The 25,912-nt window shown below is 35.7% G+C and carries 26 protein-coding genes; 4 read left to right on the top strand and 22 right to left on the bottom strand.

Translation table 11 applies throughout. The features are described from left to right. Positions 1 to 213: 213 nt before the first annotated feature. Positions 214 to 930 (bottom strand): toast rack family protein, encoded by a 717-nt coding sequence (locus tag ACIQ2D_RS13770; protein ID WP_402864915.1) that lies wholly within the window; start codon positions 928 to 930, stop codon positions 214 to 216. Between the two features lie 132 nt (positions 931 to 1,062). Beyond that, positions 1,063 to 1,428, bottom strand: coding sequence for a hypothetical protein (locus ACIQ2D_RS13765; protein ID WP_402864913.1), 366 nt, complete (start codon positions 1,426 to 1,428; stop codon positions 1,063 to 1,065). A gap of 859 nt (positions 1,429 to 2,287) precedes the next feature. On the opposite strand from ACIQ2D_RS13765, the gene ACIQ2D_RS13760 reads away from it, so the two are divergent. Further along, positions 2,288 to 2,557, top strand: coding sequence for a hypothetical protein (locus tag ACIQ2D_RS13760; RefSeq protein ID WP_402864911.1), 270 nt, complete (start codon positions 2,288 to 2,290; stop codon positions 2,555 to 2,557). Between the two features lie 97 nt (positions 2,558 to 2,654). Here ACIQ2D_RS13760 and ACIQ2D_RS13755 read toward each other — a convergent pair whose 3' ends face one another. From ACIQ2D_RS13755 to ACIQ2D_RS13745, 3 genes are all read right to left on the bottom strand, one after another. Further along, complete coding sequence (locus tag ACIQ2D_RS13755; protein WP_402864909.1) at positions 2,655 to 3,563, bottom strand: hypothetical protein; 909 nt, start codon at positions 3,561 to 3,563, stop codon at positions 2,655 to 2,657. Beyond that, positions 3,547 to 4,077 carry a sigma-70 family RNA polymerase sigma factor gene (locus tag ACIQ2D_RS13750; protein ID WP_402865110.1) on the bottom strand — a complete coding sequence of 177 codons (531 nt, stop codon included), beginning with the start codon at positions 4,075 to 4,077 and terminating at the stop codon, positions 3,547 to 3,549. Before ACIQ2D_RS13750 ends, ACIQ2D_RS13755 begins: the two co-directional genes overlap by 17 nt. Before the next feature lie 119 nt (positions 4,078 to 4,196). Continuing rightward, positions 4,197 to 4,586 (bottom strand): SRPBCC domain-containing protein, encoded by a 390-nt coding sequence (locus ACIQ2D_RS13745; protein WP_402864907.1) that lies wholly within the window; start codon positions 4,584 to 4,586, stop codon positions 4,197 to 4,199. Positions 4,587 to 4,715: 129 nt separating this feature from the next. On the opposite strand from ACIQ2D_RS13745, the gene ACIQ2D_RS13740 reads away from it, so the two are divergent. Continuing rightward, a complete protein-coding gene (locus ACIQ2D_RS13740) occupies positions 4,716 to 5,360 on the top strand; it encodes an HAD family hydrolase (protein WP_402864905.1) in 645 nt (214 codons plus the stop codon). 101 nt (positions 5,361 to 5,461) lie between these two features. Here the strand turns inward: ACIQ2D_RS13740 and ACIQ2D_RS13735 are convergent, their stop codons facing one another. From ACIQ2D_RS13735 to ACIQ2D_RS13705, 7 genes are all read right to left on the bottom strand, one after another. After that, complete coding sequence (locus ACIQ2D_RS13735) at positions 5,462 to 6,010, bottom strand: GNAT family N-acetyltransferase (RefSeq protein ID WP_402864903.1); 549 nt, start codon at positions 6,008 to 6,010, stop codon at positions 5,462 to 5,464. Between the two features lie 118 nt (positions 6,011 to 6,128). Beyond that, entirely contained in the window at positions 6,129 to 6,824 is a 696-nt protein-coding gene (locus tag ACIQ2D_RS13730; RefSeq protein ID WP_402864901.1) for a glyoxalase, read from the bottom strand. Positions 6,825 to 7,126: 302 nt separating this feature from the next. Next, complete coding sequence (locus ACIQ2D_RS13725; RefSeq protein ID WP_402864899.1) at positions 7,127 to 7,828, bottom strand: class I SAM-dependent methyltransferase; 702 nt, start codon at positions 7,826 to 7,828, stop codon at positions 7,127 to 7,129. A gap of 84 nt (positions 7,829 to 7,912) precedes the next feature. After that, positions 7,913 to 8,818 carry an NAD(P)/FAD-dependent oxidoreductase gene (locus ACIQ2D_RS13720; RefSeq protein WP_402864897.1) on the bottom strand — a complete coding sequence of 302 codons (906 nt, stop codon included), beginning with the start codon at positions 8,816 to 8,818 and terminating at the stop codon, positions 7,913 to 7,915. A 91-nt stretch (positions 8,819 to 8,909) separates the two neighbouring features. After that, entirely contained in the window at positions 8,910 to 9,311 is a 402-nt protein-coding gene (locus tag ACIQ2D_RS13715; protein WP_402864895.1) for an Rrf2 family transcriptional regulator, read from the bottom strand. Between the two features lie 453 nt (positions 9,312 to 9,764). After that, complete coding sequence (locus tag ACIQ2D_RS13710) at positions 9,765 to 10,385, bottom strand: DedA family protein (RefSeq protein ID WP_402864893.1); 621 nt, start codon at positions 10,383 to 10,385, stop codon at positions 9,765 to 9,767. Between the two features lie 159 nt (positions 10,386 to 10,544). Beyond that, the gene (locus ACIQ2D_RS13705; protein WP_402864891.1) at positions 10,545 to 11,753 is read right to left on the bottom strand and encodes an MFS transporter; all 1,209 of its coding nucleotides are present in this window, start codon (positions 11,751 to 11,753) and stop codon (positions 10,545 to 10,547) included. Between the two features lie 135 nt (positions 11,754 to 11,888). Between ACIQ2D_RS13705 and ACIQ2D_RS13700 the strand changes: the two genes are divergently transcribed. Continuing rightward, positions 11,889 to 12,740, top strand: a complete 852-nt coding sequence (locus ACIQ2D_RS13700; RefSeq protein WP_402864889.1) for a LysR family transcriptional regulator — start codon at positions 11,889 to 11,891, stop codon at positions 12,738 to 12,740. A gap of 198 nt (positions 12,741 to 12,938) precedes the next feature. Then, the gene (locus ACIQ2D_RS13695) at positions 12,939 to 14,708 is read left to right on the top strand and encodes a methyl-accepting chemotaxis protein (protein WP_402864887.1); all 1,770 of its coding nucleotides are present in this window, start codon (positions 12,939 to 12,941) and stop codon (positions 14,706 to 14,708) included. A gap of 65 nt (positions 14,709 to 14,773) precedes the next feature. Here ACIQ2D_RS13695 and ACIQ2D_RS13690 read toward each other — a convergent pair whose 3' ends face one another. The 10 genes from ACIQ2D_RS13690 to ACIQ2D_RS13645 form a co-directional block, all read right to left on the bottom strand. Next, positions 14,774 to 15,505, bottom strand: coding sequence for a sulfite exporter TauE/SafE family protein (locus ACIQ2D_RS13690; protein WP_402864885.1), 732 nt, complete (start codon positions 15,503 to 15,505; stop codon positions 14,774 to 14,776). A gap of 286 nt (positions 15,506 to 15,791) precedes the next feature. Then, positions 15,792 to 16,703 carry a sensor histidine kinase gene (locus ACIQ2D_RS13685; protein ID WP_402864883.1) on the bottom strand — a complete coding sequence of 304 codons (912 nt, stop codon included), beginning with the start codon at positions 16,701 to 16,703 and terminating at the stop codon, positions 15,792 to 15,794. A gap of 11 nt (positions 16,704 to 16,714) precedes the next feature. Beyond that, positions 16,715 to 17,470 (bottom strand): ABC transporter permease, encoded by a 756-nt coding sequence (locus tag ACIQ2D_RS13680; protein WP_402864881.1) that lies wholly within the window; start codon positions 17,468 to 17,470, stop codon positions 16,715 to 16,717. Continuing rightward, positions 17,463 to 18,386 carry an ABC transporter ATP-binding protein gene (locus ACIQ2D_RS13675; RefSeq protein ID WP_402864879.1) on the bottom strand — a complete coding sequence of 308 codons (924 nt, stop codon included), beginning with the start codon at positions 18,384 to 18,386 and terminating at the stop codon, positions 17,463 to 17,465. Before ACIQ2D_RS13675 ends, ACIQ2D_RS13680 begins: the two co-directional genes overlap by 8 nt. A 621-nt stretch (positions 18,387 to 19,007) precedes the next feature. Then, positions 19,008 to 19,487, bottom strand: a complete 480-nt coding sequence (locus ACIQ2D_RS13670) for a GNAT family N-acetyltransferase (RefSeq protein WP_402864877.1) — start codon at positions 19,485 to 19,487, stop codon at positions 19,008 to 19,010. Positions 19,488 to 19,966: 479 nt separating this feature from the next. Further along, entirely contained in the window at positions 19,967 to 20,659 is a 693-nt protein-coding gene (locus ACIQ2D_RS13665; protein WP_402864875.1) for a response regulator transcription factor, read from the bottom strand. Between the two features lie 367 nt (positions 20,660 to 21,026). After that, positions 21,027 to 21,356, bottom strand: coding sequence for a DUF3889 domain-containing protein (locus ACIQ2D_RS13660; protein ID WP_402864873.1), 330 nt, complete (start codon positions 21,354 to 21,356; stop codon positions 21,027 to 21,029). A 95-nt stretch (positions 21,357 to 21,451) separates the two neighbouring features. After that, a complete protein-coding gene (locus tag ACIQ2D_RS13655; RefSeq protein WP_402864871.1) occupies positions 21,452 to 21,943 on the bottom strand; it encodes a sigma-70 family RNA polymerase sigma factor in 492 nt (163 codons plus the stop codon). 111 nt (positions 21,944 to 22,054) lie between these two features. Then, complete coding sequence (locus ACIQ2D_RS13650) at positions 22,055 to 23,869, bottom strand: ABC transporter ATP-binding protein (RefSeq protein ID WP_402864869.1); 1,815 nt, start codon at positions 23,867 to 23,869, stop codon at positions 22,055 to 22,057. Continuing rightward, positions 23,866 to 25,599: an ABC transporter ATP-binding protein gene (locus ACIQ2D_RS13645; RefSeq protein WP_402864866.1), complete on the bottom strand. Its 1,734-nt coding sequence runs from the start codon at positions 25,597 to 25,599 to the stop codon at positions 23,866 to 23,868. The genes ACIQ2D_RS13650 and ACIQ2D_RS13645 overlap by 4 nt, the downstream gene beginning before the upstream one ends. Positions 25,600 to 25,912: the final 313 nt, after the last annotated feature.

Raw genomic sequence — 25,912 nt, 5'->3', positions numbered from 1 at the left:
TAAAAGAACCTTAAATCCGCTTATTAATAAACTTTACATGTCCATATTAAGTCAGGAAACAAGCAGAATCAACGACATTAAACTATAGTAAAAAAACTTTATGCTACCTTTATCAAATCTTTATTTTATCTTCATATCAGACAAAATTGTGAAGTAAATAAGGAAAAATAAAGTGGACTACCTCTTAAAGAAATAGTCCACGAAAATAATCGATTATTTATCTAATTCAAAGGAAACTTCTCCAACACCCATCTCGGCGTTAACCGTCAATATTACCTTAGCATCCTCATATGCTTCATTTACATAAATGTTATCCCCTTTAGAAATAAATCCAACTACATTAGCTGTTCCAATTCCTTTTTCGATGGTGATTTTAACGCCAACCTCTGATGGTAAGTATACTGTAGTTTGCCCCACACCAGTTTCGATATCTGTTTCAAAGCTTTTTTCCCAATCACCACGTAAATCTATGGAAAGTTCACCTACACCCGTTTCAATATCTAAATCTTGAATTTTTAACCCTCGCAAATCTAGGTTTGCCATTGCTGCGCCGGTGTTAACCGATAAGTTTATAGGTATCTCATCCGTTAGCTTTAAATTCCACTCATTTTTTATTTCAGAAATTTTAAACCTATTTTGATCTTTGTGTTCAATTACAACTTCACCTATATCACGACGAAGATCATATTGAACTTGTGGTTTCAGCTTCTTTAAATTATATATGGCGCTACCCTCAACCCACTCTTTTGCACCTTTTTGAACCGTTATTTCACCTAAATCTAAATTTAGTTCTACATCTAATTCCTTCGCTTTATCCTTCTTTACAGAAATGGACTCTTCCTTATCTTCTTCAGTAACAAACGAAATACAACCCGATAGTATTAATAAGGTGGCACTGAATACCAAGCCGATTAAAAGTGGTTTCTTCATTTTAATTTCCTCCTCAATAAAAATCCCTATAAATACATTTTATTGAAAAAGGCAATTAATAATAACGACCCTCCGCTTTAATTTCATCTAAGACCTAAGACGTAGGGAGCACTATATTTATTTGACAAAGCATTAATTTTCTACGGCCTTTCCATCCCTCACTGCTTTTCTATATGTGCCATTTTCCTCTTCGATTGCAATTGCTTCTTTTGTACTGATGCCATTTATTGAGTAATATTTCGTTCCCTCTTCATATACGTTCGAGAAGTTCCCAGCATATGTTCCTTCTACATCCGAATATGTTGTTACTTCACCAAGCTCTTTATTAATATCTTTTACATATTCATCACTTATTTGATAAATGTAGCCATCCAAAGCCGCAAATGCAAAAGCCCACTCCTCAGATGTATTGTTGCTAATTTCTGTATCATTCTTTGCGCATCCTGTTAATAAAACTATAGAAATAATAGCAGTATACATAAAATAGTTAATTCTCAATCTAAATCCTCCTTTCAATACGAGGACAGTTTAACTCAAAAACTTTATTTTATACCTTTCATTTAATATTTCTATATACCTTCCAACACACACTCTCTAAAATGGATAATATAGGTTCATTACCCAATGTCAGGGGTGACATTTGATTAAAGTACTTTAAGATTTTATAATGCGTGTTGAGTGGAGCTGGGCGACTCCTAGGGAAATTAGCGTGAGGCCACTGAAAAAGTGTTTTTTCAATAAATTCTCTAATAAAAATCTGACCTGGGGATTTTGAGCTATGGCGTTCCCTTTCTGCAGGCACACCGTAAGCCGCAACCCTCGCTACGCGCGGTTTGTTGCGGCTTACATCTCGTGCTGTTCCTGCAGATGTTTTTTGTGCGAAAGCGAAGCGACAGCAACAGGAGTCTCACGCCGCCGCGCAAAATCCTTGAATAGTAGAATAATCCCTATGCAAAAAAATACTATAAAATAATTCTAATTTAGAGTTTTTCAGTGCCCTCAATTAGCGTCATAGATGAGACCCTGGAGCAAGGCGAAAATGTGGATCGAAGGCTAAATGGGTCACGTCCTGTGACAATTTATCTGCGTGAAAGCGGAGCGACAGCAGCACACGTCTTCGTAACCAACATCGTGTTAGCCTGAAGCTGGCTAATAGGACGCTCCTGGAAAGCGCCCAACCGGAACGGAAAGCACCGAAGAATTCTATTAAGTATTTTCGACTAAAGGAAGTGACTACATTGAGATTTAATAAACAACCAACATTAAATGAATTAATATTAGCTTTTTTAGTAGTTTTTATAACCATTGGTACGTCGGCCTATTATATTTTATCTTAACACCGAAAAATTCACTTGAATTGTATCAAGCCATTTCATTTGCAGATGATTTTGAAAAGGCACAAGGGCATATGTTAGAGGGATATGAAGCCAATTTCAAAAAGGAAGATTTCGAATTTATCAGTAGTTTGGGTACAAGCCCAAACAGCATCAGCCAGTTTACTCTTTTTGAATATGGTCATAAATCTTATGTATTTATGACAACGCCTGGTACAACAAAATTAAAGATCCTTGCCGTTGAGGAATTACCAAAAGATATAAGAGACTATTTTCTTGAAATAAACCCATAAAAATAAACATTCCAGAGGAAATTTCACTAGTCCCGATAAAAACATTAAAAAGACCTACGAATCAAGAGATTATTGATTCGTAGGTCAATGAAAACTACTATTTCAAAATTACAGGATACGTGAAAATATTTGAAGGTCCATAAAGCTCAAACACATTGTCTTCATGATTTACAGCTTGAATACTAATTTCAGAAAACCCAGCTTCTATCTCATAAGGAACTGCCACTAATTGAGCGGTATTAGATTCAACCACTACCTCAATCTGTTGGGCATCCATCTGTATCAACAACTTCTCTATTTCGTGCCCCTCTAGTAGTGGAATTATCAGCTGTCGAACATCTTTCAAATGAACAGCACTCATTAAATCCGTCTCACTTTGAATAAAAAAATCAATAGCATACCCTTTTCCATCATTCTTAAAAATTGCAACACCTTGTAATTCCCCTCTTGTAAAATAAGCTAAACGGTATTGATTAATCGTAATTGCATCATTAAATTGGGTATCTTTAGATCCTCCAAATGAGTATATACCCCAATCCAAAGATCTCAATATATCCGCATCATTCTTAACATAATATCGATAACCAATGTGTTCTGACATATTACCTAAAACTGCAATGATAATGATGACACTCAACAATAATTGCCATAGCCACTTTTTCGTCAATGCAAATATCCCGTAGAAAAAAGTTATAACTATTACTACTATTCCAACAATCATCCATGGTTGTTTTAACACTGTATAATCTTTCACTTTCCCAGAAAACTCAGGATAAGATTCTGTACTTGTTGTTGAGGTTTGATGGAAAATACTCTCGATACTATCTTGTGATAACAGTATATTCAGGCCTATTAGCAGACAGCCAGTTACAATTACAGTGACAACTAAGGGGATGATAAATTGCTTCCTTTTCGGTTTTATTTTTTGAAACGTTTCAGCTTGTTTTTCATTTGAAAACTTGCCTTCTTTATAGACATTGTTGATGGCATTACGAATTGGATCCATATTCAAATCCCCCTTCCTCTAGCGTCAAACCAACCATTTGGCGTGCTCTTCTTAGCCTTGTTTTGACAGTGTTTTCAGGTATATGTAGTGCTTCTGAAACTTCCTTTAGCGAGAAATCTGCAAAGTGGAATAGCAGTAATACATCTTTATACTTGGTTGAGAGCTTTTCAATCGCCGCAACTAGTAAAGCATCCGATTCGTTTGCAATTAGTGCGCTTACTGGATCAATTGAATTTCCCATTAATTTGCTCCAAGAATCAATCACTTGTAGCTTTTTATATTGCCAACTTGTTAGATAGCTATGACAATTATTAATCGCTATACGATACAAATACGTTTTAATCGATGATTCTTCACGAAATTGCTCCATTTTTTCATAGTATTTGACAAATGTATCTTGAACCACGTCTTCGGCTACTGACCAGTCTTGTACGTATGTGTAGCATAGTCGCATTAAATAATCACCGTATACTGTCATAGCTTCTGCTAAGCGAGCATCTTTCTGCTCTTTCATCAACTGGCTCGCCCCCTAAAGAATCATTTGTAGTTAGACTGATGAATAACAAAAAAGTTTCATGAAAAATAAATATTTTCCCATGAAACTTAATAACTGAAATTGTTTTCACTTTTCTTTTACACAAAAGGTATTTCTTTCTCCTCTAATAATGCCTTCAAATTAGTAAGTGAAGCATCATAGCCTCCCATGTTAAAAGAGACAGTTGTACCATCCTTATCTTCTTTCAAATAAATGACTATTAGGGTTTCCGGAACTTCCAGGTAAAACGAAAACTCCTCATTAATACTTACACTATTGATCGTTAAGGTCATCGGTAGCTTTTCCGATAATTGATTATGATCATTCGGCATTAATGTGAAAGTAATCTTTTCACCTGCAGCCAATTGAGGAATTTCCCAAGTCGAACCTGGCGCATACCATTGTAGTAACTGCTTTTCATCCGTAATAGCACGCCAAACAGTTTCAACGCTTGCATCAATCCAAATTGAACTTTGCTCTTCATCCATAACTGCTTCCTCCTTTATCTTAAATTCACTGTTTTCAAATTACACATTGTCCTAATATAATTATAATTGCATTTGTAAAAAAATCTATAATAACCAGTATTAAGAAATATAAAGAAGGAAGGAAATCACATGGCATATCAAACAATTTTATTCGATTTGGACGGCACATTGACAGACCCTTACCCTGGAATTTCTAAGAGCATTGCCTATGCATTAGAAAAAATGAAGGCACCTGCCCTCGATACACAAACATTAGCTTCATTTATAGGGCCACCACTTCTTCAATCCTTTCAAGAAATTTGTGGTTTTACAGAGAAACAGGCCACTGAAGCCCTAGGATACTATAGAGAACGCTACGCTAATAAAGGACTATATGAGAATTCTGTATTTACTGGTATTCCAGAGTTACTAAAAAGCTTGAAAAATTCCGGGAAAACGTTGGCAGTGGCTACTTCAAAACCAACTATTTTTGCAGAAAAAATTTTAGATCACTTTCAGTTGGCTCAATATTTCATTGTAATTGTTGGTAGTAATTTAGATGGTAGTCGTAATGAAAAGAGCGAAGTAATTCATGAAGTACTTACGCAATTAAATGTAGTCGCTAATGAATCAATTATTATGATTGGCGATCGCAAACACGACTTAATTGGCGCACAAAAAGAAGGTATTCACAGCATTGGTGTCCTATATGGGTATGGAAGTTTGGAAGAAATCGAACAGACAGGTGCCTCATTTATTGTAGAAAGCGTAGAAGATCTATTATCCATACTATAAAAATAAGATAGGAAACTATAAAGAAAACTATGTAATTAGAAGTATAAGGCTACGGAAATTGAGTTTAAGTAGCCGTTACTTCCATAAATCTATCTTTAATATCAAGACTGCTGTTTGCAACTATTTTGAAAGTCTTTTTGCAGTAGCCCATATACTACTAAATCATGATATTTCCCATCACGACATACATGTTCTTTTAAAGTCCCTTCATATTGAAGGCCTATTTTCTGCATAATTTTGTATGACCCAACGTTGGAACTAAAAGCTCTGGCGAATATTTTATGAAGCTTCATTTCTTCAAATCCATATTGTATGAGACATTTCGCTGCCTCAGTTCCGTAGCCCTTCCCCCAATATTCTTTTGCAATCCAATATCCAAGCTCACCACGTTTATAGATTGGTTGAATCATTAGATTAATAATGCCTATCAACTGGTTCGTCTCTATTTCGATAATTGCATATATTACTAGATTACCATTCTTTTGTGCGTCTAGAGCAAAATGTATGAATTCTTTGCCTGAGTCATTTGGAAGAGGATGCGGAATTGTTAATGTATTTTGAGCAACTTCAATATCGGATGCAAAAGCTTCTATTTGACTGGCATCTTCAAAAGTTAAATCTCTTAAGATGACATTGATACCTTCTAACATACTTTAACCCCCTCAAACTTCAATTCAAATAGCACTTTAACGATATAAAACTTTACTCACCTTTCATGGTTAATTAAGGTATAAAAAACCTCGCCAAACTAGTAAGGTTTACCAGATACTACTTTTGCTCATCTGTTTTTATTGCTGACAAGTGACCCTCACTATCAAGAATTAGAGTCAAATGATTACTCAATTCTAGCTTAACAGGGCTAACAATGGCCTTCTTTGAAGAGAAATACCAAGTACGCCCGCTTGGTCCTAACAATAAAAAGGTGCCATCTTCTTTTTCCCCCATAAAGTTCAAAGATTTTTCATCTAGTTGTGCATGTTTGCCGACTGGAATCCCTAATTGTTTCAGGGTTTCACCAACTAGTAAAACATCATCAGTTGTTACATTCATTTCGCCAATGTTTACGATCAAGTCTGAAGAGAAATACTCTTCATCTCTTGAAGGTGATACATCATGTTGCGCAATAAACTCCAATACATTTTCACATGGATCTAAAAAATAGACAGAATGTGCATTACTCCATTCGAAAAAAATTTCATCCGCACCATCTTCTTCTAACAATTCTACTTTTGCTCGCAACCATTCTTTTGCTTTTTTAAATAGATTGCTTGGAATATTAAACGCAAAATGATATTGTGTCTCTTCCATTTTTTCTGATTGGATAAAAGATAAAATACTCGTTCCGACTTGGACTTCGAACAATGTAGTAGTGCTTGTAATAAGTGGTAAATTCATTATCTCACAATAAAATTTTTGCATTTTAGTAAGTTGGTTTGTGTTTAAAATAGCCTTTTTTATATACATGGTATCCCCCTCATATTTCATATTATTGTAAACATCCAATGATTCTTTTACCTCAGCCATTAGTCTATAATCTAAGAAAAGACTTCACCTTGTAATAGTATGGTGAAATCAGGTCCTCATGTGGTCGAATGTCAACAATATTGTAGTAAAATCAGGAATAGATAATAACTATCCTTACAAAAAATACAAGCTCCTATAAATCCCATTTTTTAATGTACTATTCTTCTAGCCTAGTATATTAAGGTCAATAAAAAGACGTTGATTCAAGGATCAACGTCTTTAAGTACAATAAATCAAATATGTTAACATTCCCTATGGCAAATCCATCCCGCAAAAAGCCCCGTAGAATAAAACTGGGTTATATTTGTGAATCCAGATTCCTCCAGTAACCATTTAATTTTATTTTCAGGAATGAAAGAAATATTCATAATACCTTTACCCATTTCGTCCACTTTTGATTTCTCGTAGCCAGCATCTAGGAAAAAACTTTTCCATACGTTTATTCTGTCTTGAAGTTCTTCACCATCGGGGTCTCCGTACGCGCTAACGAGTACAAATGGAGCTCCCGGTTTCAAATTATCCTTAATGGTTTTGAGTAGCTTTATTTTCTCTTGCTCCTCGTTAACGAAGTGAAGTACTAAGATACAACTTGCCGCATCAAACTTTGAATCTGTAAGTGGCAGCTCGTCAGTTGTTCCCTGAAGAAGTCTGACACGGCTTTCCAAACCTAGTTGATCTGATTTATTTTTAGCAATCTGAAGCATATCTTCAGAAGGGTCGACCCCAGTAAATGTCCATTGTGGGTTAGACGGTCCCCAGGCAGAAAGTTCATTTCCCCCACCCGCTCCAATTACGAGCAAGGATGCTGCTTTTTCACCTAATTGAGCACGAAAATAAGATTGGACCATTGTGAATAAAGTATCATATGTGGGAATTGAAATTCGTGCATTCTTCTCATAGATAAGGGTCTTTTCGAAACTAAACGCAAATTGTTCTTTCATCATATACCAGCTCCATTGTTTGATTTCATATTGCCCGCCCCTTCACTAGCAAGGATCTCCGCAAAGAAAATTTCAATAATAATTAAATCAAAAACGTTCCATCGTAAGATCAGTATTCACTGCAAAAGCAACTTTACTACCATCGGCAGCAGCTAACATTAAAGATGATGGTCCGGACTTTTCAGTTTCTCCGGCAATATAAATATTATTTTGCGTTGTTCGCCCTGCACCATCTGTTACAACTACTCCACTTTCTTGTACTCCACACCCTAGCTGTTCAACAAATTTGTTTGGACGATAAAAAGAAGGCAATACAAACCCACCTGCTCTAAAAATGACATCCCCTGATTCAAATTCAATTTTTTCTAAATATCCTTCATTACCTATTAGTTTTTTTATTGGCTCAGATATTATTTTAATATTTCGTTTTTGTAATTCTTTGACACCTTCTTTAGATATTACAACTCCGTTTGTTAGTACAACTAAATCTTTCGACCAGTTGTAAACTAATTTAGCCATATGTAGTGCATTCTCTTCATTTTCTGCCATTACAATTAAAGGCTTATCTCGCAGCTCCCAGCCATCACAATAAGGACAACTAAAAAGGCTTTTTCCATAATATTCTCTAATGCTTGGTATAAAAAATACTTCTTGAATACCTGTGGCTAATATTATTTTTTCTGTAACAAACTCTTTGCCATCTGATGTTTTTACGATAAATCGATTATTCTCAGAATCCTTGATAATTTCAGTAACTGTTGTTTTGAAATAAGATACGGATGGGTAATTTTCCAACTCTTTTAATCCAATTGCCTTAAAATCATGTGGTTTAATCCCATCTCTTGTAAGAAATCCATGTGACTCTTGTGTAACTCTATTCCTATTGGTTCCATCGTCAAATACAGCAATTTTTCTTCTAGCTCTCCCTAAAGTTAAACTAGCGCTTAGCCCCGCTGGACCTGCTCCAACAATAATACAATCAAAAATATTCATATTTCTCCACCTTCGACTATTATATAATTTCTATTCAATTAAGGATATTGAAACTCTTTAATATCTCTAATGATAGGGTAAATAAAGTGGCTTAAGGAGCCACTTTCATTTGCTTAGCTATATCAACAATTTTTTGATGTTTTAATTCATTTAACATCTTTTCTTCAGCAGAAAAAATGACTTTTTGTATTAAGCACTCAGGATCATGATTTATACAATAGTCAAATAAGGCTGTAGGACCCTCAATGGCCTGGATGATATCTAAAAACGATATACTCTCCCAACCTGGTCTTAATTTATAGCCACCATTCGCACCAGAAATTGATTCTACCATCCCTGCTTTAACAAGTTTAGTCAATATTTTAGACAAATATGTAGTAGAAACCTCTTGACGTTCAGCCAGTTGATGCACACCTACATGTTTCTCTGGCGTAGTAATTGCGAGATATAACATTGTATGTAGTGCATAATTTGTTGCTTTTGAATATTTCATCTTTATAGTTCACCCCAATTAGAGATATCATGTGTCTACTATAGCTATTATAAAATTTTTAGTCAAGATAGATGTTTAACAATAAGGTCACTGAAAAACTCTAAACTAGGGTATTTTTATAGCATATTTTTGCAAAGTATTATTTTACTTAGCATGGATTTAGCCCGGCGGCGTGAGACTCCTGTTGCTGTCGCTTCACTTTCGCACAAAAAACACCTGCAGGAACATTATTTGCGACGAAAGCGTGAGTGAAACGTAGCGGCAGGAGTACGCACAAGCCGTAAGACGCAACAAACCGCGCGAAGCGAGGGTTGCGGCTTACGCTGTGCCTGCGGAAAGCGAACGCTAGAGCGCTAAATCCTTAAAGTCATATTTTTATTAGAGAATTTATTGAAAAACATTTTTTCAGTGCCCTCTTGAACAATCCAGTTTCAAAGGTAGCATATCATATTATTAACTTTGCGCTCTTCTTATCCTTCTTTTCCGAACAAATCGAATTGTCATCAATAGTAAACATATAAAGAGAATTCCATACACGATATCGGCATAAATATCTAAATAATAAACAATTCGTTCCCAAGAATCCCCTACTGCAGCGCCTACTTTCACCAATACTACATTCCAGGTCATTGTACCAAGTGTCGTTAAGAAGAGAAATAGCCCCAATGGCATACGAGCCATTCCTGCGGGCAAAGATATCAAACTTCGAATAAGCGGCACAAACCTACAAAAGAAAACTGCCACTACGCCATGGGACAAAAACCAATCATTGGCTTTGCGAATATCCCCCTTCTTCAATCTCAGTAAAAAGCCCCATTTACTTACCAAGGTTTCGAGCTTGTTGATGTCCACCGATCTTCCTATACCATATAAAACAAGAGCTCCAACTAAAGACCCCAACGTAGAAGCAACAATAACACCTGAAATTTCAAGGTCACTATGTGTTGTCATAAATCCTCCAAACGTTAGGATAATCTCTGAAGGAATTGGCGGAAAAATATTTTCAATAGTAATTAAAAAGAAAATCCCTATGTAGCCATACTGCTCCATCACATTGATGATCCAATTCTCCATTTATTTTTATTGATGCCCCCCGCAATTTGAATTTGCCATTACAAATCGAAATAAAATTTGGCTTTCATTATTTTATTGTTTATTTGCCACAAACAGTACTTTACCATTCATTTTGATGATTCAAAAGTGATACCTCTCAATTCATTTTCTAACATTTAATTAATAAACCGCTCGATTATCAGTTACGTTATTCTTTGTAGCTCTGTATAAATTAATAGCTCCTAACGCAACAGTAATTCCTACTATGTAAAGAGCTAACTGATAGCTATTGAATATATTGACCATTAAACCGAACATGGACGGTGCGATCACGATAAATAATTGATTTAAGGTTAAGGCTGAACTTACCGTTAAGCTTATAAAACGAGGATCTGATTGCTCTGTTACACAAGCAATAAACAATGAATACCAGCCAATTGCTACAAATCCTAATAGAAAACAGAATGGTAGCATCACTAATTTTGCATGCATGATCGGTGGCAAAATCACCGTAAGTACAACTGTAACAACCATTACTATAAACAATAATCTTTCTCTATTGTTCTCAAAGAATTGATCACTCAGCCATGCAATGACCACCCGTCCAATCATCCCACCTATTAGTACAAGACTTAAATACTTTCCTGCCTCTGTTAATGAGTAGTCCCCCTCTTGATGTAGATAACTCATAAAATGGGCAATGATGACCATCTGTAATGACATCATGACAATGCCTACAATATAGATTGGGTAAAGTTCCTTATTGTTTTTAATTGAACGCATTTTCTCCTTAAACGACACTGATTTAGTTGCTGTCACATTGCTTTCTTTTGGCTCATGATACGCGAATAAGAAAAGCAAACCTCCCGCAATGGCAACAATCCCTTGCACAATATGCACGGCTTGTAATTCAAAATGAAAATATGTATACGTTAATATGACAGAAGCTAAGGCTCCCCCAATCGGTATACCCGTCTGTCTGATTCCAAGTGCCAGTCCTCTATGTTTGTCTGGAAACCATTTCGCAATCGCCGTACTTCCACCAGTTTGAGCACTTCCATACCATACCCCAACTAAAAATAATAACAGAAGTAAGACCATATAATTGTTGACGAAAACTAGTGTTAGTGCAGAGAGTCCTAATAAAATCGCTCCCCATCCGATGATTAGTTTCTCTCCCTTTTTGTCCATCCAATATCCAAATAATATCATTGAAAACATAGGACCAATATTAACAGCTGAAACGATAAAGCCTGTTTGGAATGGGCTTAAATCCCATTCAATTTGATAAAATGTTGCGATTGGTCCCATACCATACGTCACAAACGTTGCTGCAGTCTGTGCAAGTGTAGCAACGACTACAATTAACCAATTATAATAAGCTTTCATACCAGTTCCTCCATTTTTTTTATTTCAACTATGCATTTGTTGTTAAATTGAGTTTACGCTGGATAACTAGTCGCGTAAAATGGAAGAAAGTGATAGTCTCTATCAAAATTTTTAATAGGGTGTGTAACAAATATTATGAACATCGAAGAAATCGTACTAAAAATAGAATTATTAAACCGTCAAAATTTGAGTAAATCCGCCGAAATCACCAACTATACGCAATCTGCCCTAACATCTAAAGTGAAAAAAATGGAGAAAGAAATCGGTCAACCTGTCTTTAAACGTACAACCCAAGGTTTAAAAATCACCAATGTCGGAATTCAATACAAAAACTACCTTGAACTCATTACGCATGAGTACAAGGAATTTTTACAAACTATTGGTTCTGAGCAAGCTAACATGAAAGTAAATATTGGTGCATCACATACAACCATCAAAATTTATGGTGCTTCTATCGTCAACGCATTAAATAACAATAACATTCCATTAGATGTTGATTTCACCGTAGAATCTAGTAATTCCATAAATGAAAAAGTCCACAATGCCGAAATGGATTGTGGACTCACAAGTAAACCAATAAAAATCTATCATGATTTAAACTATGACATCATTGCTACTGAAACATTCGAAGTAATTTCAAACGATTCCCATATAATTAACTTTAATGAGCGTATCCCCCTTACCCTGCTCGTATTGAGCAAAGGTTGTATGTATACTCGAGCAATCGTCGAATGGCTTGAGGACAATCAAATTTCATATAACCTGAAAGAAATAAAATCAGTAAGTAGTATTCTTGATTTTTTACAAATAGACAATTCTATTGCTGTGTTAAATACCAAACTGATTGAACTCTACAATTTTACAAATATCAACACTTATAATTTGCCACTGAATAATGTGATACATACTGTTTTCATGTACAAAAAGAGCGAAAATACTCAGAAAAATATCATTCAATTAAAAAATGTTATTCAATCTATTCTTTAGTCCTCCTAAACCTTAAAATACATCGTTCCATTGAGCTTAATGACTTTACAAGATATTACTGTAATGTTAAATTTAATTAAATTAATTGTGTACAAATTGTGAAATGGGAGTTATTGATTCTTATATTATTAATAACTGACCTCCTACAAAACTATTAATATCTTAATAGGGCAAACTACATAAAAAAGGAGCTTACTTATGAGAAATAGCAGAGGTATTACAAGTAGCATATCATTTAAATTGTTTGTATTGGTTTTCTTTTTAGTTGCTGCAATTGGTTCTACAATTGGTATTACAAACTATTACTATGCAAAAAAAGAATTAATTACTAGCGGAAAGTTGGATTTAGCACATTTAACAAACTCCGCAACTGAAGTACTTAATTTGTTGAATGATGAGGTAGAGCAAGGAACTATTACAAAAGAAGAAGCACAAGAAAAAGCGCGTTCTATTTTACTCGGCCCTACTGTAAAGGGTAACTCTCTTCTACACGACTACAGTAAGTCCAATTTTCTTTATAAAAATGAAGGCTATTTATTTGCCTATGATTCAGATCATCGTGTTACATTACACCCTGTTATTTCATTAAACGAAGATCGAACAAACTTTCAGAATAACCGTGAGCAATATGTTGTTCAAGATTTAGTAAGTATTTCTCGATCTGCTACATACGAAGATCATTTTTATGAATATAGCTGGATTAATAAAGAAGGTGAAAAGGAACGCGAAAAAATTTCTTATATCACGTATTTTGAACCATGGGATTGGCATATTGGCATCGGCGCTTATATGGATGAATTTTACGCTCCCCTTGCCAAGTTAAAGTGGATCACTACCCTATTAACAGTATTTGCAGTTGTACTAGGGTTAGCAATATTCTATTTTGCATCGAAGAAAAAATTTGCATTACTACGTGACATTTCACAATCTTCACTAGAAATTGCAGATGGTAATTTAACAGGTAAACAACTTCCAGAATCAAACGATGAAATTGGTCAGCTTGGAACATCCTTCAATCAAATGACCAAAAATATACGTAACTTACTATTGGATGTACAACAAACAAGCGAAACACTCCTATCATCAGCTAGCGAGTTATCAGCAGTTTCCGAACAAACGTCTGCCAGCAGTGATGAAATCGGGGCTGCCCTGACAGAAATTGCTACAGGCGCGATTGGTCAAGCATCTAATTTAGATGAAACAAATAAAAGCTTAGACCTCTTAACTACATCAATTGAAAAGATGAACAATCAAAATCAACAGATTCGAGATATAACGACTATTTCTGAAGAAGCGACAGCTAAAGGAAAAGACATCGTCACGGTTTTAAAAAAATCCAATGACGAATCGGCTGAAGCATCTGAACAAATAAGTATCGGCATTACCAAGCTCTATAACCAACTTAAAGATATTTCAAAAATTACAGACACGATTAATAACGTCTCCCAACAGACCAATTTGTTAGCCTTAAATGCAAGTATTGAAGCTGCACGTGCAGGTGAACATGGCAAAGGATTTGCGGTCGTTGCAGAGGAGGTACGAAAATTAGCGGAAGAATCACGGACATCTACACAGCAAATTCAGCAAATGATTGTGGGTATTGAAAAAGAAGTAGAAGTGACGGTTTCAGCCATGGCTATGACCTATACCCTCTCTAGTCAATTACATGATGCAGTCAACGATACAGAAACTGAATTCAACAAGATTTCAAACACTGTCCAAGATATGGCTGTTGGCATAGTGCACTTAAATGAAGAAATTTATCAGGTGACTGCACAAAGTAAAGTGATCATTGATGCCATTCAAAGTATATCTGCAATTTCTGAACAAACAGCCGCTTCTTCAGAAGAAGTAACTGCATCAATCGATGAACAAATCAAAGCTATTCACAGTGTGACGACATTAGCCCAAGGTTTAACGGAGTTAAGTGAAAAAGTAAATAATACGCTAGGGAAATATCGGTTATAAAACATAATTGACTTAAAAAAGCGCCGACAATTGTCGGCGCTTTTTTTATACTTTACTTTTGAAATCTACTGTAATAACGACTTTATACTTTCGATTAATAGGAACATCCCTGTACAAATTAAAAGGATATATGTAAATAGCCTGAAAATTTGTTGATTAATCCTTTTGAAAATAATTTGACCGATATACAAGCCAATACATACGATGGGAATTGCATAAAGACTTGATTGCCATATTAGTATGCTCGTTCCCGTGAAGAGGATTTGTGTTAGTAGGCTTATGCAAAATATAAAGAGAAAGAAAGCTAGAGTAGTTGCTCGAAGGTGCTCTTTTTTTATGTTTGTTCCTGTAAAATATAGTAATAATGGCGGTCCCGGCATACCAATACTTGTCGTCAGTGCACCTGAGACACCCCCAACAATGAAATCCCTCATTGGTGTTGCTTTCATCTTGAAATTACATATTAATAAGAGCGTTAATAATAAAAGAAGTACGCCCACGACCAATTTTATCACTGTAATATTACTCAACATAAAAATTATAAAACCAAATGGAATACCAACTATACTTCCTAGCGAAATTCTTTTTAATAGCATTTTATCAATATCTTTTCGTATTCTCCATATTAATATTGTCGAGATGATTAACGATAAGATGATGTTTATTTGTATAGCTTCTTGTGGAAGAAATAGCATTAACAAGAACGGTGTCGCCATAATGGAAAAACCAAAGCCGGTACTGGCTTGCAATATGGTAGCTACCAAAATGATACATATAAAAATGAATATAGTCTCCAATACAATCCTCCTAACAAATAATACACTTACTAGTATTCTATCATTTTGAGATTAATTTTTTCATTAGGTTGGAATACACTATGTCCTTCTCATATTGTGCTCTTGTTAGACTATCCTCTTTTGGATCTTCATTACTACAATAGATAACACCATTGTTAAGTTCGAATGTTAATACGATTTTTGTTAATTGCAGCAGGAGGTTTCACCTCCTGCTAGAAATGCAAGCGAACCGGGCCCTCGCGGATATAGAGGATCCTGATTTTAAGCACTGATTAGTGTCCTTAAGTTAATAACCTTTTCTCCATTCACAAATCATAATTAACTTATTGTCTTGTAGTTCTGCATGTAGGTCTCCACCCATCTTCACCATTAAACTTTTAGCAATCGATAAACCTAATCCTGTACTTTTTCTTGTTCTTGTTTTATCAACTTTATAAAAACGATCAAAAAGATACTTCAAATCATGTTCACTAATTTCATTTGCTGAATTACTAATTATCACTTGTATGGTACTTTGCGATTTTTTTAGTCGAATGACTACATTGCCATTTGAATGTTTTATAGCATTGAGAACTAGATTTTCTATCACTCGCTTAACTGCAGACGGATCAGCAATTAAACTCATCGCTTCTTCTGGAATATGAATGACTGGCTCAAGATTTTCTTGATTGAATTGTTCATAAAAACCTACTAATACTTCTAATACTAAATTGTTCATGTTAATCTTCTCATTCTTCAGCGGATAATCTGCAGACTCAATAATAGATAATTCAAAAAAGTCTTCCAATAAGACCTTTAATCTCAATGCTCCACTTTTAACAATTGCTGTATACTCGCTTTTTTCCTCTTGCGATAAATCGTCCAATTCTAAAAATTGAATATAGCCTAATATTGAGGTCAGTGGTGTACGAATATCATGTGAAATATTGGCAATGGCCTGCTTCAATTCATTTTCTTTTCTTCGTTTCTCAGCATTTGCTTGTTTCTTTACATCAATTTGGGCGTTGATCTCGATTGAGAGCTGTTCGAGATCTTTGTCAAAAAAAGCTAAATCTAATTTCTTGTCCGTTATTTTGTTGTTTAACTCATGCAACTGCTTTCGAGCTCTTTTTATCTCCCTTTTAAGAAAATAAAAGCGAGTGAGAAAAAATACAGCTACAATTATAGATATTACCGTAATATAGATGATCTTCCTCACCCCTTCCTCTATTACTTAATTTCCTTCTTCTGAAAGACAATACTGCCTATTATTGCAAAGATAATATAAGTAATTAATGGAACAACCCATAAATTAAGTAATTCCTCACTACCTACCTTGAATTTGGTGGTATCCAAAAATAGCTTGAACACCGAATGGTTAAAGATCGTTTCGAATACAGTAAACTCTTGGCTTAATGCGTATAGAATACTATCAATAAGAGTAAAAAATATGATTAGAAACGCAATCGTTTTACCGCTATCTGTGAAAATGATTGCTGCAACCGCCATAATGGAAGCAAATGCTAAAGCGTAAAGGATAGTTAGTCCGATAGTCCGAACAATATAAGATAATTCTGGCATGTCATTAAACCCTGAAAATACGCTTCCCACTATAGTCATAAAAATAGGAAATGCCAATGAAATAACAACTGCCCCCAGAGAAAAGGCCATTAATTTAGCTAGATAAATACGGAGTCTGCTATTACCTGAGGCACCTATACTTTTCATTGTTCCAATGGAGTACTCACTTGAAATAAAGAACCCAGCAAGAATACAAGGAACCAGTCTCGTAATGTAATTATTACCACCAAGTGCTATATAAGCATATAATTCGTTCACTGAAACGGCTTGTGCATTAAATGTGCCATCATCAAAGAAAATAAGCATTGGATAGAAGGCACCTGATAGAGCTAATCCAATAACTAATGTCCAAAATATACGATCTTTTCTTAACTTAAATAATTCTGATTTTACTAAATTACTCACTTTGAGCACCTCCGATAAGATTGGTAAAATACGTTTCCAAATCTTCACCCATCGGCATGAATTCTTCGATCGTCAATCCTTCATTTGAAAGTGTTTTGGACACCTTACCTGGAGCATCCAAATAAGCAAATAGTTTTATCGTGCCATCAGGTAAAACTTCATAATTAGTAGTCCCTAGTTGCATCTCAAAAATTGTTGTAGCTTTATCTGGATTATCCACTTTAATATGGATATAGCGTTGGCATTTCTCGTTCAGTTCATTTGACGTTAGTTGCTCCAATAATTCCCCTTTATGAATAATTCCATAGTGAGTAGCCAGCAAATGGAGTTCGCTTAAAATATGGCTAGAGATTAATATTGTAATGCCAAATTCTTGATTCAATTTTTTCAATAACTCTCGAATTTCTACAACGCCCATTGGATCAAGCCCATTTATCGGTTCATCTAGAATTAAAAACTCAGGATCTCCTAATAGAGCAATGGCAAGGCCAAGTCGTTGTTTCATCCCTAAGGAGAAATTCTTCGCCTTCTTTTTCCCTGTATCTTGAAGTCCTACAAGCGTAAGCGTTTTATCGATGCATTCTTTCCCCGGTATTCCTTTTAACAGTCTGTGCGCTTCTAAATTTTCAGTCGCCGTCATATGTGGATACAACGCTGGGCCTTCAATAATCGCCCCAATTCTCTTTCTCGCTTCGATTAGTTCACGTTCATTACTGTGCCCGAATAGCTCCAGATTCCCTGCATTCGGAAAAGCAAGACCTGTAGCAATTCGGATTAATGTGGATTTACCAGCGCCATTTTGCCCGATAAAGCCATAAATTGAACCCTTTTCAATTGATAGGTTCACTTTATTAAGAGCAAATTGATGTTTATATTTCTTTGTTAAATTACTTGTTCTAAGTACATAATCACTCATATCTAGTACCTCCCTTATATAATGCTTTTAGTTTATAAAGGAAAACATAAGAAAGGCATAAGTTAACTCTTAAGAAAACCTTAAGTTTTACAATTATTTTCGTGTATTCTGATTTCCGATTCAGATTGTAGACATTGATTTAACTACTATTCCACTGCTTATTATGTATCCCTCTTTTATTTTTAATACGATTGAAGCATTTTAAAATGGGCGGAATTTGGGGAACATGTAACTTTTTGCTGGTGTACATCGAGGTACACTGGGGTACAAATAAACCGGACAGGTGTACTATACAAAATCCTACTGATAACAATAGGAAAAATCACTATACTAAAAAGCCACTCAAGGGGCTTTGAACTCGTCTATTTAATTGTATTGTGGTAATACTGTCGAAAGCTCATTTGCAGGTACACGTTGAGCTGAACGTGCTTGTTATTGTAATAGCGATTGTGTAAGTGTATTTCCGTACACTTTTAATCTTGGATATTACTAAGCTAATTTTCAAGGATTGATGCTAAACTTTCCGCAAAACATAAAACCAGAGTTAATCTACAAAATGTAGAATCAACTCTGGTGACGAAGATAATAGAAAGTAACCTTTCTTTTATTTGTGGTCTAACATTATTTTATTAATTGTCTCATGATAATTTCTTCGCCAATACGTCCTATTAATCTCTTATTTGTATCTTCAAATCCTACTTTTAAATATAGTTTTTGTGCTGGTATATTATCTTTGTCTACAACTAAAACAATTTCATCGCAATTAGGAAATTCCGTTTTAACAAACTCAACTAGTAATGTCATTCCTTGTTTTGCGTAACCTTTTCCTTGTTCAGTATGATTAATTGATAGTGCAGTTAATAGCAAAGCATTCAAATTATTGGAGTATTTCTTTACTCTTTCATTTGAATTTAAGAGAAAGAAACCAACGGGTGTATTATCACTTAAAATTACAATACGATACTGTCCTTCATTAATTTTCTCAAATTTGCTTGGAAGTGCAGAAAATTGTTTTTGTTCTTCTGTAAGTACAAAAGAGTTCAACCCTTCCATATATTTACTTGAAAAATGCTTTAATTCAACTTTTTTCAATTTTTCCATAACATAATTCTCCATTCATTTTTTCTATACTTTACCACTTAATTAGGTTTTCGTCGTCAATTTATTTGAAATTTCAAAATGATACCGGCGTTAGAAAACAGCATTGAATGAAAATGGGCACTACGCCCCCATCAACATTTGTTTAACTATACAGTCTCTTGTGCGAATAATCGTTGTACTTGATAGTTTCATGTGCTTGCCAGTAGCTCTCATGCTATCACCATCTAGCAATCTATGAAGTACTTTCACCTCTCTGTCGCCAATCACAAAAGGAATGCGTTTTTGCACCACTGCAATCTTTTCCTCATACTCCTATATGCGATAATTTAGTGCATATACACGAAATTGTACTTCTGCAAACACCGGATCACTTGTACCTTAAGTAAATTTTGGGGGACAAATTGGGGTACGTAATGCTCGTATCCCCCTCCCTCCCTTATTGAGAAAGCATAGTTTGCTTGATAGGTCTTAAGAAAACCTTAAGTTTTTAATCGGTACCCCATCCCCCAGATTGTCTCTATATATTCTTCGTTTGGATTAGCACTAGATAGCTTACTTCTGATATTACTCATGTGAACATTAATTGTATTGTCATCCCCATGAAATTCCTCATTCCATACACTTTCAAACAAGTTTGCTTTAGTGAAGACTTTATTAGGTGAAGACATAAGAAGAGCCAAAATGGAGTATTCTCGTGCAGTCAAAATAATATCTATACCATTTACACTTACCTCTTTTGAATCCGTATCAATACAAAGATCCTTATGCCTTAACACCTTATTAACGACAGGCTTACTTATTTGCCGAAGCCTTCGTAAATGTGAATCAATCCTCGCTGATACTTCCTCAATATCAAAAGGTTTCGTAATATAATCATCCGCACCTGTTCGTAAAGCATCGATTTTCGTCTGTAGCTCCATCTTTGCAGAAATAATAATGACTGGTAGATGATATTGCTCACTTAATTTCGCTAATATTTCTTCACCGTTCATTCCCGGGAGCATCAAATCTAGTAGTACCATATCCCACTCTTGCTGTTCTAAATAAATCATTGCTTCTGTTCCAGAAAAAGCTGCTTGAGGTATATAGCCACTATTTCTTATAATGCTACATAATAATTGATTTATATCATTGTCATCTTCAACTACCAAGATTTTTATTTGTTCATTCAATTGATCTTCTCCCCTTCTTATTGATTAGTATAACGATTTAGTTCCATTCAAAAACTTATATGAATGATTATATAAGTGTCAATCAAAAGACCGATATATTCTAAACGTAAGAAGAGGTGTAAATAAGATGTTTGCAATTTTCACGAGAACACTTTATGATGTTTTAGGCGTTTAAACTGGCCCACCACATACGTAAAAAGTTACATAATAAAGGTATATTATTTTGACAGCAGTAGACACTACTAACTACCTTATGTGGGTAATAACAGTAGTGTCTTCAGACAGCCCATTTGTAAAACAACGTTAAAAATTAGGTAAATAAAAGAAAATCGAACTAATAAACGGATTTAACATCAATAATATTGCATTATCTTGATGTTTCTTGAAATTCAATCTTTACCATTTGTTCAGTTTCGGTAGTATATTCAATTCTTACAAAAACGCCAAATTCGTGGTCACCATCTTTTAACCAAAGCTTAAACTTTTCAATTGTAGATGCTTCTTTAGACTCCCTTCCCTCATGCAAGTAGTCAATAATCTTCGCATTTGGATACTTTGTTTTAGTTTCTTTAATTGCGAGTTGACCCCATTTAGCATAGGATGGAATTTCTTGTTGTGCATGGGCAGTAATCTGGGTTTGTATTGGTGCTATATTCGTTGTAAGTACGGCACCAAGTGCAATGATTATTTTCCGCAAAATTGGCCTCACCTCCTTTTTTATAGGATGAGTTATTTGCTTTTTATCATGCCATGTTGAGTACAATTTTTAAGCCTTACTTTATATGCTAAGTACTAAGAGTTTTCTTGAAAGAACCGAGATTCATCACTACATGCATGAACATGCCTACAACCAAAATGCGTCCCATCACGATTGGATTCTTCAACTAACAGGACCGTCATAAGTGGTAGTTGCATCACATTCTCTGCAAGTCTAGAATCCTCATCTTGTTGGATTACGATTTGCTCGACATCGTCATTACTTTCTTGACAACTAAACTGTTCATCCGTGCAGGTAAGTACATTTTGGTTGTACCAACTTTTCAAGTAATCTTTACAGTGGTTTATGCCAATTCGCCAAAGCCACGTTTTTACGGTCGAATTACCTTTATATGTAGGGAGTGCCTGATAACACTTCACGAAAATTTCTTGTGTTAAATCTTCAGCAATTGCCTGATTTTTTACATAAGCATACACAAGCTGCAACAACTCTTGGCCATAGGCTTGCATAATCTCATCTATGTTATGCACCTGAGCATTTTCAAGCGATAATGTTAAGTCATCCACGTTCGTACCTCCTTTTCAACTATTAGACGAGGCCCAAATAACAAAAGTTTGCATTAAAAAGAACAATCATACTTTAACTGATGATTGTTCTTTTTAATTATTTACTAATATTCACATCGTATCGTTTTCTAAAAGTAGTTTTTTCTGTAGATTGCTGTAAATTCCTTGTCGCTTCATTAACTGTTGGTGATTGCCTTGCTCCACAATTTCACCTTGCTGAATTACAAGAATTTGATCAGCATTTTCAATTGTTTTCAAACGATGTGCAATAACGAAACTTGTTCTTCCATGCATCAAACGCTGCAACCCTTTTTGAATATCAACCTCAGTCTGCGTATCAACGCTCGACGTTGCTTCGTCCAATATTAAAATATCGGCATTTTCTAAAATCGCTCGAGCAATTGCTAGTAGCTGACGTTGCCCTTGACTTAGATTCGCCCCACCGGCTTGGACTGGCGTATCATATTGCTCCGGTAAATATTTAATGAAGTTATGCGCATTAGCAATTTTCGCTGCTTCCTCTACTTCTACATCCGTAGCGTCTAGTTTGCCAAAGCGAATGTTTTCACGAATCGTTCCCGAAAACAGGTACGTATCTTGCAATACTACACCTACTCGCTTGCGAATTGTCGCCATTTTATAATCTTGTATATTGTAATCGTCAATGAGAATTTCACCTGCATCCACATCATAAAAGCGTGTTAGCAAGTTAATAATCGTCGTTTTCCCGGATCCAGTTGGTCCAACAAGAGCAACCGTTTCACCCGCTTTTGCATGGAAGCTAATATTTTTCAGCACTGGCTGATCTTCTACATAGCTAAACGACACATCCTGGAACACGACATCTCCTACTAAGCGCTCACAATCTCGTGCCCCTTCCTTATCTGCTATTTCTGACGGTTCATCTAAAATTTCAAATACACGCTCCGCTCCAGCAATTGCTGACTGAAATGTATTTAGTAAAGTAGACAACTGATTCAATGGACGGAAAAACTGACGGGTATATGTCACAAACGCCGCAATGACACCAACCGTGACAACCCCTTTTACCGCTAATAATGCCCCCGTACCAATGACAACCGTAAGTCCTAGGTTATTCATGAAATTGTTAATGGGACCAAGTAAACCAGACGTAATTTCTGCTCGCTGTGCCGAGTTACGTAAAGCTTCATTTTGTTTATGGAACGTTTCAATGGTTTGCTGCTCTTTACCAAACAACGTCACAACTTCTGCTCCAGTAATCATTTCTTCGACATAACCATTTAGTTTTCCTAAATCCCTCTGACGTGCCACATAGTTTTTACTACTCCGTTTAACAATTTGCTTTGTTGTAAAGACTATTAACGGAATAATAATAAGCGTAACAATTGCTAGTTGCCAGCTTAGGGAAAACATTGCAATACTAACACCTATAACTGTCAAGATAGACGATACAATTTGCGTGACACTTTGCGCCAAAGCGGTATTTAAATTATCGATATCATTTGTCACACGACTCATTAAATCCCCTAGTGCGCGTTTATCGAAAAATTTCAGTGTCAATGTTTGGAGTTTATTAAATAACTCTAATCGTAGTGTGCGGATTGTTTTCATCGACACATGAATCATGACATAGGTTTGTAGCCAAGTAAAAATAGAGGCTACTGTGAAAATCGCGGCTAGCACAAGTCCAAGTCGAATTGTCCCAGCTATGTCCTTTTTCATAATGTACGCATCGACAATATGCCCGATTAAATACGGACCTGCAAGACTAAGAAATGTAGAGGTAATTACGAAGAAAATCGAGAAATACAGCCCTACTTTTTGTTGTTTCAAATATTGCCAAACACGTAGAATTGTTGCTTTTTGGTTTATGGCCTTTTCAGCAGGACCACCAATGCGAGGTCCTCGGCCAAAGTTCATTTGTTTTGGTTGATTTTGACTCATAGTTGTTCACCAGCCTTTTGTTGCGATGCGTAAATAGCTTGATAGGCCTCGTTATCTTTCAATAATTGTTGATGTGTTCCTTGTCCGACAATTTCGCCGTCTTCCATTATTAAAATGTGGTCTGCTTGCTGAATCGATGCGATTTTTGATGCCACAATAAAGGTTGTCGTATTAGGGAAATTTGTAGCAATTGCCTGTTGCACATGTTTCTCAGATGCACTATCTAGCGCTGATGTCGTATCATCTAGCACCAAAATCGCAGGTTGTCGTACAAATGCACGTGTTAACGCTAGACGCTGCTTTTGCCCACCAGATAAATTCGTTGCCCCCTGTGATAACTCATGCGCCCAGCCATTTTCAAGCTTGTCGACAAATTCCGATGCACAAGCCGCATCAAGTGCATTTTGTAGTTCCTCTATTGTTGCGTCGTCCTGACCGAGACGAATATTTTTTTCAATCGCACCTGAAAAGAGCATTGCTTTTTGAGATGTAAAGCCAATATGTTCACGTAATGTCGTTAGTGCATACTCTCTTAATGGCTTACCATCAAGAAGTATCTCCCCGCTTGTTGGGTCAAATAGACGTGGCAGTAGTTTCACTAACGTTGACTTACCACTACCTGTTTTTCCGATAATACCAACTGTTTGCCCTGCTTTTACAGAGAACGTCACATTTTTCAATACATCTTCGGCAGTTTCATAATAACGGTAGCTAACATTTTTGAAGTCAACTGCACCTTGAATTTTTGGTGATATAGCATTTTCTGCTTCTCTCACCGCTACCTCTCTATTTAGTACATCGACAATACGCTCTCCTGAAGGTATGGCACGTGCAATTTGCATAAGTACCATACTTGATGACATCAGTCCGTTTAAAATGATTGTCAAATAGTTAATGAAAGCCAGGATTACTCCGACTTGTAGCGTACCCGCTTCGACTTTAATTGCGCCCAGCCATAGTGCCGCCACAATACCCAGGTTCACAACAAACATCGTAATTGGTACAAGTAAACCAACAACTTGCTCTGCAGAAATAAAACGTTTTGTCAGTGTTTCATTAAGCACGCCAAACTGATCTGCTTGTTGCTGTTCACGACGAAATGCCTTGACCACTCGAATCCCTGCTAAATTTTCCTGTAACTTCGTATTTACACTGTCAATTGCCTCTTGTACTCTACGATACAAAACACCTGAATATTTCGTGAAAAAGTACATGGCAATAATTAAGATTGGCACAATAACCAGTAAAATCGAAAACAGTTCTCGAGCTGTCACAAAAACGATGACAACCGCACCAATAAATAATAGCGGTCCACGCACAAAAATACGCAACGTCATCATGAACGCGCGTTGAATGCTTTCTACATCACTCGTTAATATCGTAATGAGCTTCCCTGTCGTAAATGCATCTCGTTCCTTTGCTGAGTACGTCATCATCTTCTCAAATAATGCTTCTCGCACATCCGATGCAAAGTGAATCGCTGCCTTAGAACTAAAGTAAGAACAGCCAATGCCTCCTACAAGGCCGAGCACTGCACTCCCTAGCATCCAACCAAACATCGTCAGCACATACGCATTGTCACTGTTCGCTATACCAGTATCAATCATATGCTGCATAATCGTTGGCTGAATTAAATCCATTGTGACTTCTAATACCATCAGAAGTGGCGCAATGATTGTAAAAAATTTATAAGGCGCTAAAAACTGCCCTAATTGTTTGATTGCTTGCATTCATTCGTCTCCGTTTCTACTAATAGAATCTGTTTTTAATTATAACTGAAAAGTATTCTCATTTGGTAAAAAAGTTTTTCGAGGCACGTAATATATTGAAATTTCTTTACTAAATGTGACTCCAAGAGAACGTTTAGGAGCTTAGGCTTTAATGAAAGGTTAAGTTGTTCTGGGGATTTATTAAGCTGTTGATTTAGAATAGAATTTTACAAAAAATTTAGACAAAAAAATGAGGAAAGATATCAACTCTTCTTCCCTCACCTCTTATTAAAATAGAAACGTTTCATATTACCTTATGAATGACAGTCATAAT

The organism is Lysinibacillus sp. NPDC097287, assembly GCF_044761695.1.
In the GTDB taxonomy this organism is placed as follows: Bacteria; Bacillota; Bacilli; order Bacillales_A; family Planococcaceae; genus Lysinibacillus.
This window is presented reverse-complemented; position numbering and strand designations above follow the sequence as displayed.

Bases quoted from the DNA above. Each gene is read 5' to 3' on its own strand.
- ACIQ2D_RS13770 (WP_402864915.1), bottom strand. From the start codon at position 930: ATGAAGAAACCACTTTTAATCGGCTTGGTATTCAGTGCCACCTTATTA.
- ACIQ2D_RS13755 (WP_402864909.1), bottom strand. From the start codon at position 3,563: ATGGATCCAATTCGTAATGCCATCAACAATGTCTATAAAGAAGGCAAG.
- ACIQ2D_RS13750 (WP_402865110.1), bottom strand. From the start codon at position 4,077: ATGAAAGAGCAGAAAGATGCTCGCTTAGCAGAAGCTATGACAGTATAC.
- ACIQ2D_RS13745 (WP_402864907.1), bottom strand. From the start codon at position 4,586: ATGGATGAAGAGCAAAGTTCAATTTGGATTGATGCAAGCGTTGAAACT.
- ACIQ2D_RS13740 (WP_402864905.1), top strand. From the start codon at position 4,716: ATGGCATATCAAACAATTTTATTCGATTTGGACGGCACATTGACAGAC.
- ACIQ2D_RS13735 (WP_402864903.1), bottom strand. From the start codon at position 6,010: ATGTTAGAAGGTATCAATGTCATCTTAAGAGATTTAACTTTTGAAGAT.
- ACIQ2D_RS13730 (WP_402864901.1), bottom strand. From the start codon at position 6,824: ATGTATATAAAAAAGGCTATTTTAAACACAAACCAACTTACTAAAATG.
- ACIQ2D_RS13725 (WP_402864899.1), bottom strand. From the start codon at position 7,828: ATGATGAAAGAACAATTTGCGTTTAGTTTCGAAAAGACCCTTATCTAT.
- ACIQ2D_RS13720 (WP_402864897.1), bottom strand. From the start codon at position 8,818: ATGAATATTTTTGATTGTATTATTGTTGGAGCAGGTCCAGCGGGGCTA.
- ACIQ2D_RS13715 (WP_402864895.1), bottom strand. From the start codon at position 9,311: ATGAAATATTCAAAAGCAACAAATTATGCACTACATACAATGTTATAT.
- ACIQ2D_RS13710 (WP_402864893.1), bottom strand. From the start codon at position 10,385: ATGGAGAATTGGATCATCAATGTGATGGAGCAGTATGGCTACATAGGG.
- ACIQ2D_RS13705 (WP_402864891.1), bottom strand. From the start codon at position 11,753: ATGAAAGCTTATTATAATTGGTTAATTGTAGTCGTTGCTACACTTGCA.
- ACIQ2D_RS13700 (WP_402864889.1), top strand. From the start codon at position 11,889: ATGAACATCGAAGAAATCGTACTAAAAATAGAATTATTAAACCGTCAA.
- ACIQ2D_RS13695 (WP_402864887.1), top strand. From the start codon at position 12,939: ATGAGAAATAGCAGAGGTATTACAAGTAGCATATCATTTAAATTGTTT.
- ACIQ2D_RS13675 (WP_402864879.1), bottom strand. From the start codon at position 18,386: ATGAGTGATTATGTACTTAGAACAAGTAATTTAACAAAGAAATATAAA.
- ACIQ2D_RS13670 (WP_402864877.1), bottom strand. From the start codon at position 19,487: ATGGAAAAATTGAAAAAAGTTGAATTAAAGCATTTTTCAAGTAAATAT.
- ACIQ2D_RS13650 (WP_402864869.1), bottom strand. From the start codon at position 23,869: ATGAGTCAAAATCAACCAAAACAAATGAACTTTGGCCGAGGACCTCGC.
- ACIQ2D_RS13645 (WP_402864866.1), bottom strand. From the start codon at position 25,599: ATGCAAGCAATCAAACAATTAGGGCAGTTTTTAGCGCCTTATAAATTT.